This window comes from Moraxella sp. CTOTU48717 (assembly GCF_032057165.1).
GTDB lineage: Bacteria > Pseudomonadota > Gammaproteobacteria > Pseudomonadales > Moraxellaceae > Faucicola > Faucicola tetraodonis.
Genome location: NZ_DAMBBC010000002.1, coordinates 136042 through 152799, shown reverse-complemented (window position 1 = coordinate 152799; position 16758 = coordinate 136042). Strand labels below are relative to the sequence as shown.

Below are 16758 nucleotides of genomic sequence, written 5' to 3'. Positions count from 1 at the left end.
CCAAATTTGGCTAAAATATTGATTTGTAGTTTTGTTTTTTCGCTAGACTTTACGCAAAATTTAGCTTACCTTATGCCAGTAAAATTTATTTACGGATCTCTTGTACTTTGATAATACAAGCTACACATCAAAGACAAACTATTACTAGAAGTTTAATCAAGTCACCCTTTTTGATAGCATTTGTTATTTTTAGCGGACTAAACTTAGATTACCAAATTTAGATTATCAAACCTAGATAATGATCTTTGGATAACTAATTTTAGATAGTTAAAGATGGCAGGTTTCATGCATTATCTTTGGGCAGTCGTCAATTCGGAAACAAGTTATATGCGAAATTCAGCGTTATTTTTGGTTGCACCGTTAGCACTCGTTACCTCGTATGCACAAGCGGCAAATTTTACCGTGAGTGATATTCAATTTAATGGATTGACACGGGTATCCGCTGATAACCTCTATCCAGTGCTTGCTGTCAATACCGGTGAAGTAGCAAACGATGCCAATATCGCAGCTAGTATCAAAGCCCTCTATGAAACTGGCAATTTCTCAGACGTTAAAGCCTCCCAATCAGGCAATAAGTTGGTATTTGACGTGGTAGAGCGCCCAATTATCGCAAATGTCACTTATGACGGTAATAAACTCATTCCAAAAGAAGCATTGACCGAAGGCCTAAAACGTATTGGCATCGTAGAAGGCAATGTGCTAAAACAGGCGACAGTTGAGCAAGTGCAAAATGAGCTAAAACAGCAATATAATCAGCAAGGTTATTATAATAGCGAAGTTAATGTGACCCAAACGCCCTTAGACAATAACCGCGTTGCGCTTAAATTTAATTTTGTTGAAGGTAAAGCGGCGCGTGTTGTCGATATCAAGGTAATTGGTAACAAACATTTTAGCGACAAAGAAATCAGACAGGCGATGAGCATCAAAGAAAGCTCATGGATCAATGTGATTAGCAAATCTGACCGCTATGCCAAAGAAAAGCTTGCGGCAAGTTTAGAAAATGTCACCGCCATGTACCAAAACGCGGGCTTCGTCAAATTCACCATCAATGATGCCACCATTAATTTAAGTCCAGAAAAAGACAAAGTGTTTATTGAGCTCAATCTTACTGAAGGTGAGCAATATAAATTTGGTAATGTCAACTTTATGGGTACGCCCAACTACGATACCGACAAGCTTCGTAAGCAAGTAGCATTTAAGCCAGGTGAGCGTTATTCACAACGTCAAATGACGACAACTTTACAAAATCTTGGCACACTGTATGGTAACGATGGCTACTATTTTGCCCAAATCCGCCCAGTGCCCCGTATCAATGAGGACACTCGCACGGTAGATGTCGATTTCTTTATTGATCCTGTGCGTCCTGTGTATGTGCGCCGTATCAATTTTACCGGCAATAATAAAACCGCAGATGAAGTATTGCGCCGAGAAATGCGCCAAATGGAAGGCGCATTGGCCGCCAATGAAAAAATCGATTTGTCGCGCACGCGTTTGATGCGTACAGGCTTCTTCAAAACTGTCAACATGGATGTCAAACCTGTCCCCAACACCCCCGATCAGGTAGATATCAATGTTGCAGTAGAGGAGCAACCATCAGGTACTAGTACCATTGCGGCTGGTTATTCACAAAGTGGTGGTATCACTTTCCAAGCAGGTTTAAGTCAATCTAACTTTTTGGGTACAGGTAATCAGGTCAATATTTCGTTATCGCGTTCTCAGACGTTAGATAGTTATAATTTGGGCTATACCAACCCGTACTTTACCCCAGATGGGATATCGCAAAGTGCCAGTATCTATACACGCAAAACCAAATATGACAGAAAAAACATTTCAAACTATGTAACAGACTCGTATGGTGGCACCTTAGGTTTTAGCTACCCGATTGATGAAAATAAGAGTTTAAGTGCTGGTCTCACACTTGATAGTACCAAAATCAAAGCAGGCGCTTTGTTAGCGGTATCAAACTATCAGTACTTAAAAGACGAGGGTAATCTGCAAGTAGGTTCAGACTCTGATGGCAATGAATCATTCGAATCAGACCCATTTAATACGGCTAGCCTAAATTTAGGCTGGAATATGAACACGCTTGACCGTGGACGTTTTCCAACCAAAGGTATGTCACATAACGTCAATTTGGAACTGGCTTTTGGTGATGCCACTTACCAAAAACTGGTCTATCAAGGCAACTACTATCGACCATTCCTAAAAAATACCGTACTACGCGGTTATACCAAGTTAGGATATGGTAACGATTTACCTTTCTGGAAAAACTTCTTTGCAGGGGGTTATGGCTCAGTGCGTGGTTATGAGAATGCCACTTTAGGCCCTACCAGTAAGCGTTATTACCCAGTGAAGAATTATAATGGGGTCGATAATTACCCAGAAGAGATTGGCGGTAATGCACTCGCGCAAGTGGGTACTGAATTAATCTTGCCGATGCCGTTTAAAGGCGATTGGGCAGACCAAATCCGTCCCGTGTTATTTGTTGAAGGGGCACAAGTGTTTGACACCACCAATAAATATGACCAAAAAGTCACAGTGAATGGCAATACCGTATCGCTATTAAATGAAAAAGACAATAACATGCGTTTTAGCGCGGGTGCAGGCTTCACTTGGATTACCCCAATTGGTCCAATCTCATTAAGCTATGCCGTTCCGCTCAATGATAAAGATAAAGATAAAGTCGACAATGTACAGTTCGAAATTGGACGTACATTCTAAAAGGTCTATGTATATGAAAATAATCACTCAGTTAGCCACAGCAAGTATTTTAAGTGTATTGGCAATGCCAGTGTTTGCCAATACCGTTGCGGTTTGGAATTCCCAAGTTGCCATTAACAATACTAACATCGCCAAAACCAAAATTGGCGTGGTGCAAGCGGCGGTCAAACCAAAGCAGCAGCAGCTTGATAGCTACAAAGCCACCATTGAGCGTTTGCAAAAACAATACGCCACGCAAAATGCTCAGATGACCCAAGCACAAAAGGATGATTTGCGTAAGCAAATTCAAACCAACCTACAAAACTATGAACAGGTTGCCAGTCAAATCCAGTCCATCATTGATGCCAATGAGTCAGAAGTGATGCAGCGAATTGCCCCCAAAATCCAAGCCATTAAAGAAACTATTGTGCGTCAAAAAAATATTGATGTGCTGATTGATAATCGTGATAGAACGGTTAGTTATGTCAAACCTGAATGGGACGTAACGGCAGATTTTACCAAAGCGATTAACGATCAAGTAAAATAATATTTTTTAAGCTTAGAGGTTTTAGCAAAAACGCAATATTCGACTATTGCGTTTTTTATTTTCTGTGTAAAATTAAGGCAAATTTTAAGCAAACGATTGGAGTAATTAAATGGCGTTCACCCTCACACAAATTTTGGATTTTTTAGGTAGTGACGTCATTGACCAAGGGGATGCGCAAACCGACCAAGATTTGCAGAAACAAATTTCCAAAATCGCCTCTCTTGAGGATGCCACCGACAGCGATATCACGTTTATCGCCAATCCTCTATTTGAATCAAAATTGCAAACCACGGGTGCTGGCGCTGTGCTAGTCCCCGCATCCTTACAGGAAAAAAGCCCAAGCCATAGCGTTGCCATCGTGGTCAAATCACCTTATGCCGCGTATGCCAAACTGACAGCATTGTTTGAACCGACGCAAGCGTATCATCAGACAGTCAACCCTAATTTATCACATTGTTTGATTCATCCGACTGCCATTTTGGGTAACAATCTGCAATTGGGCGACAACGTGCGTATTGGGGCGTATAGCCAAATCGGTGATAACTGCGTCATTGGTGATGACGTCAAGATTGAGGCCCAAGTCAATATTCAGCCCAATGTCGTGATTGGCGAAGGTAGCTTAATTGCGCCGCATGTGTACATCGGGCATGATTGTGTACTGGGTAAACATGTCAGCTTGCATAGTCATGCCAGCATTGGCAATGACGGGTTTGGCTTTGCTCCTAAAGGCAGTACAGATGAAGCAGGGTGGCAAAAAATTCACCAATTGGGGCGAGTGATACTGGGCGATCATGTCAGCGTAGGCAGCCATACCTGTATCGATCGCGGCGCGCTGAATGATACGGTTATCGGTAATCATGTCATTATCGATAATTTGGTGCAAATTGCCCACAATGTGCGCATTGGTGCTGGCACGGCGATTGCAGCATGCGTGGGGATTGCTGGCAGTACAGAAATTGGTAAACGCTGTATGATTGGTGGCGCATCAGGTTTTGCAGGTCATATCAAAATTTGTGATGATGTCACGATTACTGGCATGACGATGGTGACCAAATCGATTCACCAACCGGGTGTATATTCTTCAGGCATGCCAGTGATGCCCAATAGCTTATGGAAAAGAGCCTATATTAATTTTAAGCAACTTGGCAAACCAAAAAGTTAATCGTTACCTTTATCCATCAAATAATTTGAGAAAACAACTGTAAACTCAATCTTAAAACCGTTACAATGGTTGTTTTTCACAAGTCTATTTTTTTGATAAAGATGATTTAAAAGTATAAAGGATATATCCATGGATTTTGATAAGTTGATTGATGAAGACATCGCTAGCCTTGCACAGCTTGGGGTGACATTACCTCTCAATGCCGTTGTGTTACGTGATTATCTGCCTCACCGTTATCCTTTTATGCTATTAGACAGAGTCACTGCGGTAAAACCCAATGAGTGGATTACCGGTGTTAAAAACATCACCATCAACGAGCCTTTCTTTAATGGTCACTTTCCTGAAGAGCCTATCATGCCAGGTGTCTTAATGATTGAAGCGATGGCGCAGGTAGCGGGTGTACTGGGTTTTATCAGCAAAAATGTCAAACCAAGAGATGGCTATATTTATCTCTTCGCTGGGGTCGATAAAGTGCGTTTTAAACGTCAAGTCATCCCCGGTGATCAGCTCATTTTACGTGCCGAAAAAACCATGGAGCGTCACAGTATCTATAAATTTAGTTGTACAGCGTGCGTGGGCGATGAATTGGCAGCCAGTGCAGAAATCACCATTGCAGAGCAGCGTACCCAATATCACCAGTCATGACTTTAACGTCATTTTTACATGGCTTGAATAAGGCGCGTTTGAGTAAGCTATAACGATAAAATCTGTTTAAGTTAAGCAAAATCCTTGATAAAAATGGCATACTTTAGTAAAAATGCTATAATGTCGTTTTTATTTTAACCTGCTGTTCATAGTTAGCTTTGCCTATGGTTTCAGCTAAATCTATATATTTAGTTATTTTTGATGTATTTAGTTCTTCTTGAATAGTAGGCTCGTATAAGGATTTTTCATGACGATTCACCCAACGGCGATTATTGATGCCACTGCAACGATACACCCGTCGGTCAAGATAGGGCCGTATTGCATTATTGGTGAACATGTCACAATTGGGGCACAGACCGTGCTTCACCCCCATGTCGTCATTAGCAAGTTTACCCGTATCGGTGAGCGTAACCAGATTTTTCAATTCGCTAGCATTGGCGAAGACTGCCAAGATCTCAAATACCAAGGCGAGGAGACGTGGCTAGAAATTGGCGATGACAATCGCATTCGCGAAGCCTGTAGTATTCATCGCGGCACGGTACAAGATAAAGGCATCACACGCGTTGGTAGCCGTAATCTGTTTATGGTCAATACCCATATTGCGCATGATTGCGTAATTGGCAACGACAACATTGTGGCTAATAATGTGGGGATTGCAGGGCATGTCCGCATCGGTAACCATGTGATTGTCGGTGGTAATTCAGGTATTCACCAATTTTGTAGTATTGATGATTATAGTTTGATTGGTGGTGCAAGCTTGATTTTAAAAGATGTTGCGGCTTTTAATATGGTATCGGGCAACCCTGCCAAAAGCCATGGTCTTAATATCGAAGGCATGCGCCGCAAAGGTTGGTCAAAGCAGACTATTGATTATCTACGCCAGGCTTATCGGGTGATTTTCCGTTCAGGACTGACCAAGGAAGAAGCCATTGTCGCGGTGAGCGAGCAGCTATTACCCCAAGAACCTTTGGTACAATTGCTATTGGATTCCCTGATTCATAGTGAACGTGGCTTAGTCAGATAACGTGGTAAGATAAGGTAGTAAGGAAGGATAGCGTTGCTATTTAGCGTATCCACAGCAGCTTATAAAAAGTAAAAAAGAGCCAAATCGGCTCTTTTTTTATGTGTTTTTAGGTGGTTTTTATGTCAAATGCAAATCAGGTTTTGGTAAGTTTTGCTGCTGATAAAAAGTATCGACAAACGCATCAAACTTATCATCTTCAATGGACTGACGGATATCTGCCATCAAGCGCTGATAGTAACGCAAATTGTGTATGGTGCCCAACTGTGCCGATAGCATTTCATTGCACTTGAACAAATGATGCAAATAGGCGCGGCTAAAATTCTGACAAGTATAACAATCACATTCGCTATCAAGCGGACTTTGATCAAAACGGTGCACCGCATTTTTAATTTTAACCGCGCCAAAAGTGGTGAAATAATGACCATTTCGTGCATTACGTGTTGGCATCACGCAATCAAACATATCAACACCGCGGCGTACCGCTTCCACGATATCTTCAGGTTTACCCACACCCATCAAGTATCTGGGCTTGTCGGCTGGCATATCATCGGGTAAGTAATCAAGCACCGCCATCATTTCTTCTTTTGGCTCACCGACTGACAGCCCGCCAATGGCATAGCCATCAAACCCAATATTTAATAGACCTTCTAAGGATTTTTCACGAAGGTTGCGATACATACTGCCTTGGATAATACCAAACAAAGCATTCTTATTACCCAGTTTTTCATGCTCATTTTTACAGCGCTCGCCCCAACGCAGCGATAATTCAAGCGATGTATCCGCTTCGCTAGGCGTTGCAGGATAGGGCGTGCATTCATCAAACTGCATGACGATGTCTGAGTTCAGTGAGTATTGAATTTGCATTGATATTTCGGGGGATAAAAATACTTTTGCGCCATCAATCGGCGAGCGAAAATGCACACCTTCCTCTTTGATTTTACGCATTGCGCCCAGACTAAAAACTTGAAAACCACCCGAATCGGTTAAAATCGGCTTGTTCCAACCGATAAAGTCATGTAACCCGCCAAATTTGTCAATGACATCGGTCGTTGGGCGCAGCCACAAATGAAAGGTATTGCCCAAGATGATTTCGGCACCGATTTCGTGGATATCCCGCGGCAGCATGCCTTTGACGGTGCCGTAAGTGCCGACAGGCATAAAGGCAGGGGTTTGCACATCGCCATGAGCGAGATGAACCGTACCACGGCGAGCACGGCTCTCGCCTGTAGCGTTTTTATGTAAGGTGAATTGCATATTTTGCTTTAGTAAGTTTTGCTAAAAGGCGGTATTATACCATTAACTTACGTGGCTGAAAATGCTATTAATTTTTAGTTTTTCTAATATCAATAGTAATAAAAAATAACAGGTAAGACAAAACACAAAACGTGCTAACCGCATAAATAATCACCACCCAAAGCGATTGCTTTTTTCTGTGTTCAATATGCTTGACTGCATCGGCATAATCATAAATTACTTTGCCATCGATTGAAAGTTCGTATAAAAGACGTGTGGCATCGACTTGCGATGTTTTTTGTAATGATGCCCAATCAAGGCTAACTGTTTGATTTTCTAAAGGTAAATAGTTATGCAAACAATCTTGAATATAAGGTGTGAATGGACATTGATAAAATCGTAAAGTATTTTCTGATACCACCGCCATATTTGGCAAATAGATAAGTTTGCTGTTGATTTGTTGATAAGGGGTGAATTTAGCCGTACCTTGCGAGTGAAAAAGTTCAGTTTTAGCAGGAATTGGATAGTTTAAAATCATAACTGCAGATTTAAGCGTACTAAAAAAAGCAATGCTAACTGCTAACCACAAACCAACGATTAGGTATAAAGACAATGCAGTCATTTTATTAACAAGCTGAGAAATTACTAACATCATTCTACTTTATCTAACAACATGGCATCACCGTAACTAAAGAAACGGTATTGTTGCTCGATGGCGTGCTGATAAGCCTGTTTGATGGGCTCACTGCCTGCAAACGCTGACACCAGCATCAATAGCGTGGATTTTGGCAAATGAAAATTGGTGATGAGCTTATCAATCACCCCAAACCTAAATGACGGATAAATAAAAATATCGGTGTCACCTGACCAAGCCGATAGCATCGGGTTTTCAAAACTGGCGGTTTTTTGAAACGCCGTTTCTAATACCCGTGTCACCGTGGTACCGACTGCAATCACTTGCCCGCCACGGGCTTTGGTTTGGTTAATCAAATCGGCAGTCGCTTGGGGCAACTCAGCATATTCTGAGTGCATTTTATGGCGCAAAATATCCTCTGTCTTGACAGGGGCAAATGTGCCTGCACCGACATGCAACGTGACAAAGGCGGTATTGATGCCCTTGGACTTGAGTGCAGCCAATACATTGTCATCAAAATGCAAGCTTGCGGTCGGTGCGGCTACGCTGGCAAGTTTGGTTGGGTCATGAAATACCGTTTGATAACGGGTTTCGTCATTGTCATCGGCATGGCGCTCAAAATAGGGCGGAATCGGCAGTTCACCATAGTGCTCAAGCACAGGCAATATCGGTTGGTCAAACGCTAGCAAAAATAAATTGTCTTCACGCCCCATTACCGTGGCATGGATGTTACCATCGGCAAGGCTCAGCGTTTGCCCCTCTTTTGGGCTGCGGCTGGCGCGTACATGACACAAAGCGGTGTGCTTTTGGCTCATAGTAACATCATCGTGCAAAATACGTTCGACCAATACTTCGACCGCGCCGCCACTGGCTTTTTGCCCAAACAGCCTTGCTTTCATGACCTTGGTGTCATTAAACACCACCAAGTCACCACTATTTAACAACTCTGGCAAATCCACAAATTGTTGGTCTTTGGGTTGACCATGGGCAGGCAAATACAGCAGTCGAGAGGCGGAGCGCACCGCTAACGGATAGCGGGCAATAAGTTCATCGGGCAGTTGATAATCAAAATCATCTAAAGTTAAAGGCATTTATGGGTTACTCGGTGATAGCAGAATCTTTGGTAAGGTGGACATTGGCTTTAGGAAATGGGCGGATTTTATCGGCGTCCGACCAAGCTTTGACCCAGTCATCAGGTGGCATATTGATATCTTGATAATCCAATGCGCTGAGCACTTGCTCAGTCGGCAAAACCTTGCCAGTCACGATGTTGGTGATACCAGTGCGCAGCAGCGCAGAGCAAGTCGGCTGACCTTTGACCCACATGCTTTGCTCGATATAAAACCAGCGCTCATCAACAGCTATCAATCGGGTTTTGATGGTGACCTTATCAAATAAACGAACACGCTTACGATATTGGATGGTACTACCAGCGACCACCAGCCCCCAGCGATGCTTGAATAATTTTTTGGCAAGCCCAGAGCGAATGGCAAGATCGTTTCGCCCCAAATCAAACAGCGTAAAAATACGCCCGTTGTTCATTTCAAAAAAATTGTCAATATCGTTGATATTAGCAGTCAAGGTGATTTCGCTGGTATCGGTTAATTGAAGCGAATGACCTTGCTTTTGTTTAATCGCGCTTTTGATGGCATGGGTGCCCAGTCGTAAAAAAGGATACATGGTTGTTCTCAATCTAAATTTGTGCCACATTATAGGTAAATCGCGCTTGTTTAGCAAAATTTGTCACTATCATTACCCGACAAGTCACTATAATTACCCTACAAAAGGAAAGCAAATGACCAATCAATCACAGGTAGCAGCGCAACCCTTATCAGCGGACGCTAAAAAGGTATTAGATTTTTGGTTGCAGCAAAATACCAAGCCATTTTGGTTTGCCAAAGATGAGGATTTTGATAAAACCGTAACGGCTAAATTTTTAGCCACACTTGAGCAAGCCAAACGAGGCGAGTTAGGGGATTGGCGAGCCAGTACAAAAGGGCGACTGGCAGAAATCATTGTATTGGACCAGTTTTCGCGCAATATTTTTCGAGATTCTCCACAGGCTTTTGCCCAAGATGGCATGGCGTTAGTATTGGCACAAGAAATCGTCAAACAGCCAGATTTTGACAAGTTGAATCAAGACGAACGCAATTTTGCTTTAATGCCTTTTATGCATGCAGAATCGGCAACCATTCATCAGCAGGCGTTGCCACTGTTTAAAAAATACGCCAGTGCCGATACGTTAGCGTTTGAATATAAGCATCAAGCCATTATTGAGAGATTTGGGCGTTATCCGCACCGCAATGCGATTTTGGGTAGACAATCGAGTGACGAGGAAATCGCCTTTTTACAACAACCCAACTCGTCATTTTAACTTTTATTAAGTTGTTGCTGGGTCGCCCAATCAATATGTTCTTGTGTGTTCTCGCTTAGCATGGGGCGTTTTTGTTGCAATTTGTCAATAATTGCTTGGCTAAACGGCGCATTACCCAAGGCTACCGCCACATTGCGCATAAAATTGTCGTAGCCAGTGCGGCGAATCGGCGAGCCTTCAGTTTTTGTCAAAAAATCCTGTGCATCCCACGCCCATAACTCAAGCAATGACACCTCATCTAAACGGTGACGGGGATTAAAATCCTCAATCGTCGCTAATCTGGCAAATTTATTCCAAGGACAAATCAACTGACAATCATCACAGCCAAAAATGCGATTGCCAATTTTGGGACGAAGTTCTACAGGGATTTTGCCATCTAATTCAATGGTTAAATACGAAATACACAGCCGTGCATCGACATCATAATGTCCGGTGGGTGTTTTGCGGATGGCATGGGTAGGGCACACATGAATACAAGCACGGCAACTGCCACAATGCGATAATGTGGTTTCGATTTGCTTTTTATCCTCTGCCAAAGGCAAGCTGGTGAATAATTCCCCCAACACAAAAAATGACCCCGCTTGTGGGTGAATCAGCAAGGTGTGTTTGCCTGTCCAGCCCAAACCTGCTTGCTCAGCCAACGCGCGCTCAAATATAGGCGCGGAGTCACTAAAGGGACGAAATACAAAGTCGTTGGCATATTGCGGATAATCGGTGGTTAGTTTGTCTTGAATCAGTCTGGCTAGGGTTTTTAATAAGCCTCGCATGGTTTTATGATAATCACGCCCACGAGCATAGCGGGCAATAATCGCTGAGTTGGGGCGCTCGTTGTCTGGCACACTGCGTTTGGGCGGCGGCGTGACCAAATAATCTAAACGCACGCTAATGATACTTTGCGTCCTGTCAACTAACAGGGCAGGGTTAGCACGTTTATCATGATTGTCTTCAAAAAACAGCATATCGCCATGTTTACCTTGTGCTAGCCAAGTTTGCAAGGCATCAAGCTGTTTGCTAAATATGGGATTGGCGGGATGGACAAAGCCACAATCAGCAAACCCCAACGCCTTGGCTTGCGCCTTTATCCAGCCCTTGAGTGCATTAAGTTCGTTTGTAGTGTCCAACATGCCAACAACCAGATAAAATTAAAATGCTATTATAGCAAAATAAACATTTACCACATCATTGGATCATCTTATGCAAAGTAATGCACAGACGGATAAAAATACGGTGATGCAAAACGCCATTGCCTTATATACCCCCAAACAAATTTATGACATTGAAAAAAACTGGTTTAGCAAAAATGACAGTTTTGCCTTAATGCAACAAGCTGCATGGCAACTTGCACACATCATCAAGCAGGAAAGTAGCAATCAAAAAAGCAGTCACCCTCAAAAAAGCAATCACCTTCAAAAAAGCAGTCACCCTCAAAAATCGGTATTGGTAGTGGCAGGCGCGGGTAATAATGGCGGCGATGCTTGGTTGGTGGCGCATTATGTCAATCAGCTTTGCCCAAATTGGTCAGTTACTGTAGTACAAGTCGCAGCGCCTACTACCCTCGACAGCCAAACAGCAAAGCACCTGTACCAGTCAAACTGTGCAAATGCGGCAAAATATCTGACGTTGACAGCATTTTTACAGCCATTCTATGAGCTTGGTTTAAGCTATCAGTATGATGTGGTGATTGATGGGTTGTTGGGGATTGGACTCGATGGCAAGCCTAGCGATGATTATCAGACAATCATCAATTGGATTAATCAATACCGCAAGCAAGTTCACGCTTGTCAAGTCATCAGCATCGATGTACCCAGCGGACTTAATGCCGCTACGGGCGAAGTGTACGATGACATTGCGATTAAAGCAGACAAGACACTTTGTTTAATCGGGCGAAAAGTCGGACTGCATATCGGGGATAGTAAAGATTATGTTGGCACCGTTATCGATGTGCCTTTGCTCCCTGTTGAGCAATCAAGCATCTTGTTACATTGCACGCTACCTAACTTGCCACAACGTCAGCAGGTGAGTCATAAAGGTACGTATGGTCATGTACTCATCATCGGTGGCAATCGGCTACAGGATGGGCATGGCATGGCAGGGGCGGCGATATTGGCCGCCAGTGCGGCATTGAGCAGTGGTGCAGGCAAAGTCACCGTTGCCTGTCATCGTGATTTTCATTCAGCCATTGTCACCGCTTTGCCCAATGCCATGACCGCGGATTTACACAATATCGCTAGCGTCATCGAGCTGATTAACGCGGTGGATGTGGTTGCCATCGGCATGGGTTTGGGTAGAGATAAAGTAACGTTAGAGTTATTTAACCAGTATCTTACGGCGATCAAACAATCAGAGAAACTATGTGTCATTGACGCCGATGGTTTATACCATTTGGCAGATTGGGCAGGCACGAGTGACGGTTTAAATGCGCCAATTCAACCACGATTGGGGCAGTCAAACCAACGGTTTTATCTAACACCGCATTCAGCGGAAGCAGGACGTTTGCTCAATCAACCCTATGCCGACATCGATCGAAACAAAATCAGCGCAATTCAGGCATTGGCTCACCACTATGGGGGCAATTGGCTTATCAAAGGGGCACAAACGATTGTGCTTGAACGAGACTGTCTTGAACGAGACAGTATTGATATTTGCGGCTTGGGTAATGCCGGTATGGCAACGGCTGGCATGGGCGACTGCTTGGCAGGTCTGATGGCGGGCTTATTGGGGCAAGCGATTGCCGCACCCATGCTAACCTCCGTGCTCATACATGCCAAAGCAGGTGATACGTTAGCAGAAAAAATGGGGGAATATGCGCTGCAAGCTAATCACATGGCATCGGCAATCGGTGACATCATCCATCAAATCACGGACCATTAAAATCACGGCAGGTTAAGAAGGTTCAATAAAAAAAAGGTGAGAATTCACTCACCTTTAACCTTTACACAACTTTAATTTTCATTGAATGCTAAAGTCATATAGCATTCAAAGTTATTTACAGTATTGGCTCACTGTTTGCGCGACTTGCTGACGGCGTAGCTCAATTTCACGACCATCTAAATATTTACGTTCACCTTTATTATCCATCTCATAGACGCGCCCGCCTTGATTCAGGTTGGCAAGGGTACTTTGTAAGGCTTTACAGCGCTCCGCATCTTGCTGTTTTTTGAGTTGCTGATTTTGTGCTTCAAGTTCAGCAGCGCGTTTTTGATCGGCGGTCAGCGTTGGTGATACACCTGATGCAGCACCTGTGCTATTGCCAGCTGTCGCAGGTGCACGACTACTAGGTCCAAGTTCACGGGTATTAACTACTTGCACTTGTCGCAGATTAACACCATTGGTCGGCGCATATTGGCTATAATGCGGTACACCATTTTTGTCAGTCCACTTGTAATAAGTTGCTGCATTTGAACTCGCCATAACGAATGGTGATAACATGAGTGATAACAAAAACAGTGGCTTTAACATTGTTTTTCCTATGCAAGAAACGAGAAAATTATGCGATAGCCTATCACAGCTTGATAGCTTTTAGCAGTAAATTTCGACAAGATAATCGTTTAATTTCCTAAAGGTAATTTTCTAAAAATGACTGGCTCAATCAGTCTGAGATTTTAAAGTTTATCAATCCTTAAAACCAAGCCTTAAAATCAAGCTTCAGACAATTCATTTATCTATAACTAAAAGTTATAAATCCTAGTAGCTTTTTTTTATTGACAAGTGTTAAAAAAACTCACATCATAAGTCCTCTACTGGTCGTTAGTAACAATTATCGTTGGTTACTAATTGGTAAAATCTAAGCTAATTGGCGCTATCCGCTGATTAGGCTCTACAATTGGATGAGAGCATTTTTTACCGTTGTTGTTGTTTATGAATCTAAACAAAAGAATCTAACAACCCTGACTTATCGGTCAACAAAGACAAAAAGTAGCCATCAATTTATACATTACGTAATTTTTGTGATGCTTTCTTTTTTGGTTATCATGCTTTTTGCCCTCGTCTGATTTGTTCACTGTTACCTTATGGCAGTGTTGAAGATTCTTGCTAATCATTTAGCAATTTTTATCTAAAACAACTTCCCAGTATCATTTTTGAAGACGACCATAAAAGGTGATGACAGTGACTCAAACTACCCAAGCTCCCAATATGACGGGAGAAAACCAAACGGCTCACGCTGCACCCAATTTTGACAAAAAAACCGCCAAAGCCTCAGCAGGTGAACCTGTGATGATGTCTGGTGCAGAAATGCTGGTGCAAGCGCTAATTGACGAAGGTGTCGAATACATTTTTGGCTATCCAGGCGGCGCCGTGTTGCATATTTATGATGCTTTGTTCAAACAAGATAGCATTGAGCACATCCTCGTGCGTCACGAACAAGCAGCGGGTCATATGGCAGATGCTTATTCCCGTGTCACAGGTCAAACAGGGGTGGTATTAGCGACATCAGGTCCAGGCGCCACCAATACGGTTACTGCCATCGCAACCGCGTTTATGGATTCCATTCCGATGGTTATCATCTCAGGTCAGGTGCCTTCAAGCCTCATCGGTGATGATGCGTTCCAAGAAACTGATATGATTGGTGTGTCACGTCCTGTCGTCAAACACAGTTTTCAAGTACGTCATGCCAGCGAAATCCCAGAAATCGTTCGCAAAGCATTTTATATTGCAAGCTCTGGTCGCCCAGGTCCTGTGGTGATTGATGTACCTAAAGATAAAACTGCGCCTAACGAAAAATTCCCTTATCATTTCCCTGAGTCGGTCAGTATGCGTTCTTACCAACCATCGGTTCGCGGTCATTCAGGACAAATTCGTAAAGCCATCGAAACCTTAATTGCAGCCAAACGCCCTGTTTTATATTCAGGTGGTGGCGTGATTGCGTCAAACGCAAGTGCAGAATTAACCGCATTGGCCCGTTTACTTAATTTGCCTGTGACTAATACTTTGATGGGATTGGGCGCTTATCCAGGGTCGGATAAACAGTTTTTAGGTATGCTTGGGATGCATGGTACGTATGAAGCCAATATGACCATGCACAATTCAGATGTGATTTTGGCAGTGGGTGCGCGTTTTGATGACCGTGTGACCAACAATACGCAAAAATTCTGTCCAAACGCTAAAATTATCCATATTGATATCGACCCTGCATCAATCTCAAAAACCATCAACGCACATATCCCGATTGTCGGTGATGTAAAAAATGTGCTAAGCGATATGCTCGCCGTATTAACAGAAAATAACGGACAGCTTGACCAAGCCGCGCTAAATGATTGGTGGGCGCAAATCAATGAATGGCGTAAACGTCATGGTCTACGCTATGACAAAGACGACAGCCATGGCATGAAACCACAGCACGTTGTTGAGCGCTTATATGAGCTAACCCATGGTAAAGCTATCATCACCTCTGATGTGGGTCAGCACCAAATGTTTGCCGCCCTATACTATAAATACGATGAGCCGCGTCAATGGTTAAACTCAGGTGGTTTAGGCACCATGGGGGTAGGGTTGCCTTACGCAATGGCAGCCAAACTTGCTAATCCAGAGCGTGATGTGGTCTGTATCACCGGTGAAGGCTCAATTCAGATGAATATCCAAGAGCTATCAACTTGCTTACAATATAACTTACCAGTAAAGATTTTAAATCTTAACAACGCCCAGTTGGGTATGGTCAAACAATGGCAAGACATGATTTATGAAGGTCGCCATTCGCACTCTTATATGGATTCATTGCCAGATTTTGTCAAACTTGCAGAAGCTTACGGTCATGTTGGTATCCAAATCACTGACCCAGCCAAACTTGATGAACAACTTGCTTATGCCTTATCCCTCAAAGATCGATTAGTATTTATCGATGTACTCGTCGATAAAAACGAGCATGTTTATCCAATGCAATTAGCAGGTCAGTCAATGCGTGATATGTGGTTAGCCAAAGGGGAGCGTACCTAATGAAACATTTAATTTCTGTCTTAATGGAAAATGAATCAGGGTCACTGTCTCGTGTGGTTGGCTTATTTTCACAACGTGGCTACAACATCGAGACATTGAACGTCGCGCCAACCGATGACCCGACTTTATCGCGTTTGACCTTGACCACAGATACCGATCAAAATAAGATTGAGCAAGTGACCAAACAGTTGCACAAGCTGATTGAAATCGTTAAAGTAACCACGCTGACCGATAGTGTACATATTGAGCGCGAACTCATGCTGATCAAAGTGCGTGCCACGGGTAGCAACCGTGAAGAAGTGAAGCGCTGTGCGGATATCTTCCGTGCAAGTATTGTTGATATCACGTCCAATGTCTATACCATTCAAATTGTCGGTGACACCGCAAAATTGGACGGCTTTATCGAATTGATGGGACGTGAACGCATTTTAGAGGTAGTACGTTCTGGTGTTATTGGTATCGCTCGGGGTGAAAAAATCCTCAGCGTCTAAATTTACCAACCTTTTAA

The 16758-nt window shown here is 43.2% G+C and carries 15 protein-coding genes; 9 read left to right on the top strand and 6 right to left on the bottom strand.

Annotation, left to right across the window (positions count from 1 at the left end; translation table 11 throughout):
• The first annotated feature begins 327 nt into the window (after positions 1-327).
• The 5 genes from bamA (at position 328) to lpxA (ending at position 6078) form a co-directional block, all read left to right on the top strand.
• Positions 328-2721: an outer membrane protein assembly factor BamA gene (gene bamA / locus RT084_RS02280; protein ID WP_312383641.1), complete on the top strand. Its 2394-nt coding sequence runs from the start codon at positions 328-330 to the stop codon at positions 2719-2721.
• Between the two features lie 13 nt (positions 2722-2734).
• On the top strand, positions 2735-3247 hold the full coding sequence (locus RT084_RS02275) for an OmpH/Skp family outer membrane protein (RefSeq protein WP_201664275.1): 513 nt from the start codon (positions 2735-2737) through the stop codon (positions 3245-3247).
• 109 nt (positions 3248-3356) lie between these two features.
• Positions 3357-4409, top strand: a complete 1053-nt coding sequence (gene lpxD, locus RT084_RS02270; protein ID WP_312383416.1) for a UDP-3-O-(3-hydroxymyristoyl)glucosamine N-acyltransferase — start codon at positions 3357-3359, stop codon at positions 4407-4409.
• Positions 4410-4538: 129 nt separating this feature from the next.
• A complete protein-coding gene (gene fabZ, locus RT084_RS02265; protein WP_312383419.1) occupies positions 4539-5054 on the top strand; it encodes a 3-hydroxyacyl-ACP dehydratase FabZ in 516 nt (171 codons plus the stop codon).
• A gap of 247 nt (positions 5055-5301) precedes the next feature.
• Positions 5302-6078, top strand: coding sequence for an acyl-ACP--UDP-N-acetylglucosamine O-acyltransferase (gene lpxA / locus RT084_RS02260; protein WP_036598919.1), 777 nt, complete (start codon positions 5302-5304; stop codon positions 6076-6078).
• 117 nt (positions 6079-6195) lie between these two features.
• Here the strand turns inward: lpxA and tgt are convergent, their stop codons facing one another.
• The 4 genes from tgt to RT084_RS02240 form a co-directional block, all read right to left on the bottom strand.
• A complete protein-coding gene (gene tgt, locus RT084_RS02255; protein ID WP_076776002.1) occupies positions 6196-7332 on the bottom strand; it encodes a tRNA guanosine(34) transglycosylase Tgt in 1137 nt (378 codons plus the stop codon).
• Positions 7333-7399: 67 nt separating this feature from the next.
• Positions 7400-7963, bottom strand: a complete 564-nt coding sequence (locus RT084_RS02250) for a hypothetical protein (protein ID WP_095355527.1) — start codon at positions 7961-7963, stop codon at positions 7400-7402.
• Entirely contained in the window at positions 7963-9036 is a 1074-nt protein-coding gene (gene queA, locus RT084_RS02245; protein WP_312383428.1) for a tRNA preQ1(34) S-adenosylmethionine ribosyltransferase-isomerase QueA, read from the bottom strand. Before queA ends, RT084_RS02250 begins: the two co-directional genes overlap by 1 nt.
• 7 nt (positions 9037-9043) lie before the next feature.
• Positions 9044-9625 (bottom strand): acyl-CoA thioesterase, encoded by a 582-nt coding sequence (locus RT084_RS02240; protein ID WP_312383431.1) that lies wholly within the window; start codon positions 9623-9625, stop codon positions 9044-9046.
• A gap of 115 nt (positions 9626-9740) precedes the next feature.
• On the opposite strand from RT084_RS02240, the gene RT084_RS02235 reads away from it, so the two are divergent.
• A complete protein-coding gene (locus RT084_RS02235) occupies positions 9741-10319 on the top strand; it encodes a DUF924 family protein (protein WP_138018919.1) in 579 nt (192 codons plus the stop codon).
• Here the strand turns inward: RT084_RS02235 and queG are convergent.
• Entirely contained in the window at positions 10316-11443 is a 1128-nt protein-coding gene (gene queG / locus RT084_RS02230; RefSeq protein WP_312383433.1) for a tRNA epoxyqueuosine(34) reductase QueG, read from the bottom strand. The genes RT084_RS02235 and queG overlap by 4 nt on opposite strands.
• 70 nt (positions 11444-11513) lie before the next feature.
• On the opposite strand from queG, the gene RT084_RS02225 reads away from it, so the two are divergent.
• The gene (locus RT084_RS02225; protein ID WP_312383434.1) at positions 11514-13190 is read left to right on the top strand and encodes an NAD(P)H-hydrate dehydratase; all 1677 of its coding nucleotides are present in this window, start codon (positions 11514-11516) and stop codon (positions 13188-13190) included.
• Positions 13191-13301: 111 nt separating this feature from the next.
• Here RT084_RS02225 and RT084_RS02220 read toward each other — a convergent pair whose 3' ends face one another.
• Complete coding sequence (locus RT084_RS02220) at positions 13302-13778, bottom strand: DUF4124 domain-containing protein (RefSeq protein WP_160001937.1); 477 nt, start codon at positions 13776-13778, stop codon at positions 13302-13304.
• A gap of 756 nt (positions 13779-14534) precedes the next feature.
• Between RT084_RS02220 and RT084_RS02215 the strand changes: the two genes are divergently transcribed.
• Both RT084_RS02215 and ilvN read left to right on the top strand, forming a co-directional pair.
• A complete protein-coding gene (locus RT084_RS02215; protein WP_257619637.1) occupies positions 14535-16250 on the top strand; it encodes an acetolactate synthase 3 large subunit in 1716 nt (571 codons plus the stop codon).
• A complete protein-coding gene (gene ilvN / locus RT084_RS02210) occupies positions 16250-16741 on the top strand; it encodes an acetolactate synthase small subunit (RefSeq protein WP_203171804.1) in 492 nt (163 codons plus the stop codon). The genes RT084_RS02215 and ilvN overlap by 1 nt, the downstream gene beginning before the upstream one ends.
• Positions 16742-16758 lie beyond the last annotated feature (17 nt).

Coding starts and splice junctions, on each gene's coding strand:
- tgt (WP_076776002.1), bottom strand. CDS start 7,332: ATGCAATTCACCTTACATAAAAACGCTACAGGCGAGAGCCGTGCTCGC.
- lpxD (WP_312383416.1), top strand. CDS start 3,357: ATGGCGTTCACCCTCACACAAATTTTGGATTTTTTAGGTAGTGACGTC.
- queG (WP_312383433.1), bottom strand. CDS start 11,443: ATGTTGGACACTACAAACGAACTTAATGCACTCAAGGGCTGGATAAAG.
- RT084_RS02240 (WP_312383431.1), bottom strand. CDS start 9,625: ATGTATCCTTTTTTACGACTGGGCACCCATGCCATCAAAAGCGCGATT.
- lpxA (WP_036598919.1), top strand. CDS start 5,302: ATGACGATTCACCCAACGGCGATTATTGATGCCACTGCAACGATACAC.
- fabZ (WP_312383419.1), top strand. CDS start 4,539: ATGGATTTTGATAAGTTGATTGATGAAGACATCGCTAGCCTTGCACAG.
- ilvN (WP_203171804.1), top strand. CDS start 16,250: ATGAAACATTTAATTTCTGTCTTAATGGAAAATGAATCAGGGTCACTG.
- bamA (WP_312383641.1), top strand. CDS start 328: ATGCGAAATTCAGCGTTATTTTTGGTTGCACCGTTAGCACTCGTTACC.
- RT084_RS02250 (WP_095355527.1), bottom strand. CDS start 7,963: ATGTTAGTAATTTCTCAGCTTGTTAATAAAATGACTGCATTGTCTTTA.
- RT084_RS02220 (WP_160001937.1), bottom strand. CDS start 13,778: ATGTTAAAGCCACTGTTTTTGTTATCACTCATGTTATCACCATTCGTT.
- RT084_RS02235 (WP_138018919.1), top strand. CDS start 9,741: ATGACCAATCAATCACAGGTAGCAGCGCAACCCTTATCAGCGGACGCT.
- RT084_RS02215 (WP_257619637.1), top strand. CDS start 14,535: ATGATGTCTGGTGCAGAAATGCTGGTGCAAGCGCTAATTGACGAAGGT.
- RT084_RS02225 (WP_312383434.1), top strand. CDS start 11,514: ATGCAAAGTAATGCACAGACGGATAAAAATACGGTGATGCAAAACGCC.
- RT084_RS02275 (WP_201664275.1), top strand. CDS start 2,735: ATGAAAATAATCACTCAGTTAGCCACAGCAAGTATTTTAAGTGTATTG.
- queA (WP_312383428.1), bottom strand. CDS start 9,036: ATGCCTTTAACTTTAGATGATTTTGATTATCAACTGCCCGATGAACTT.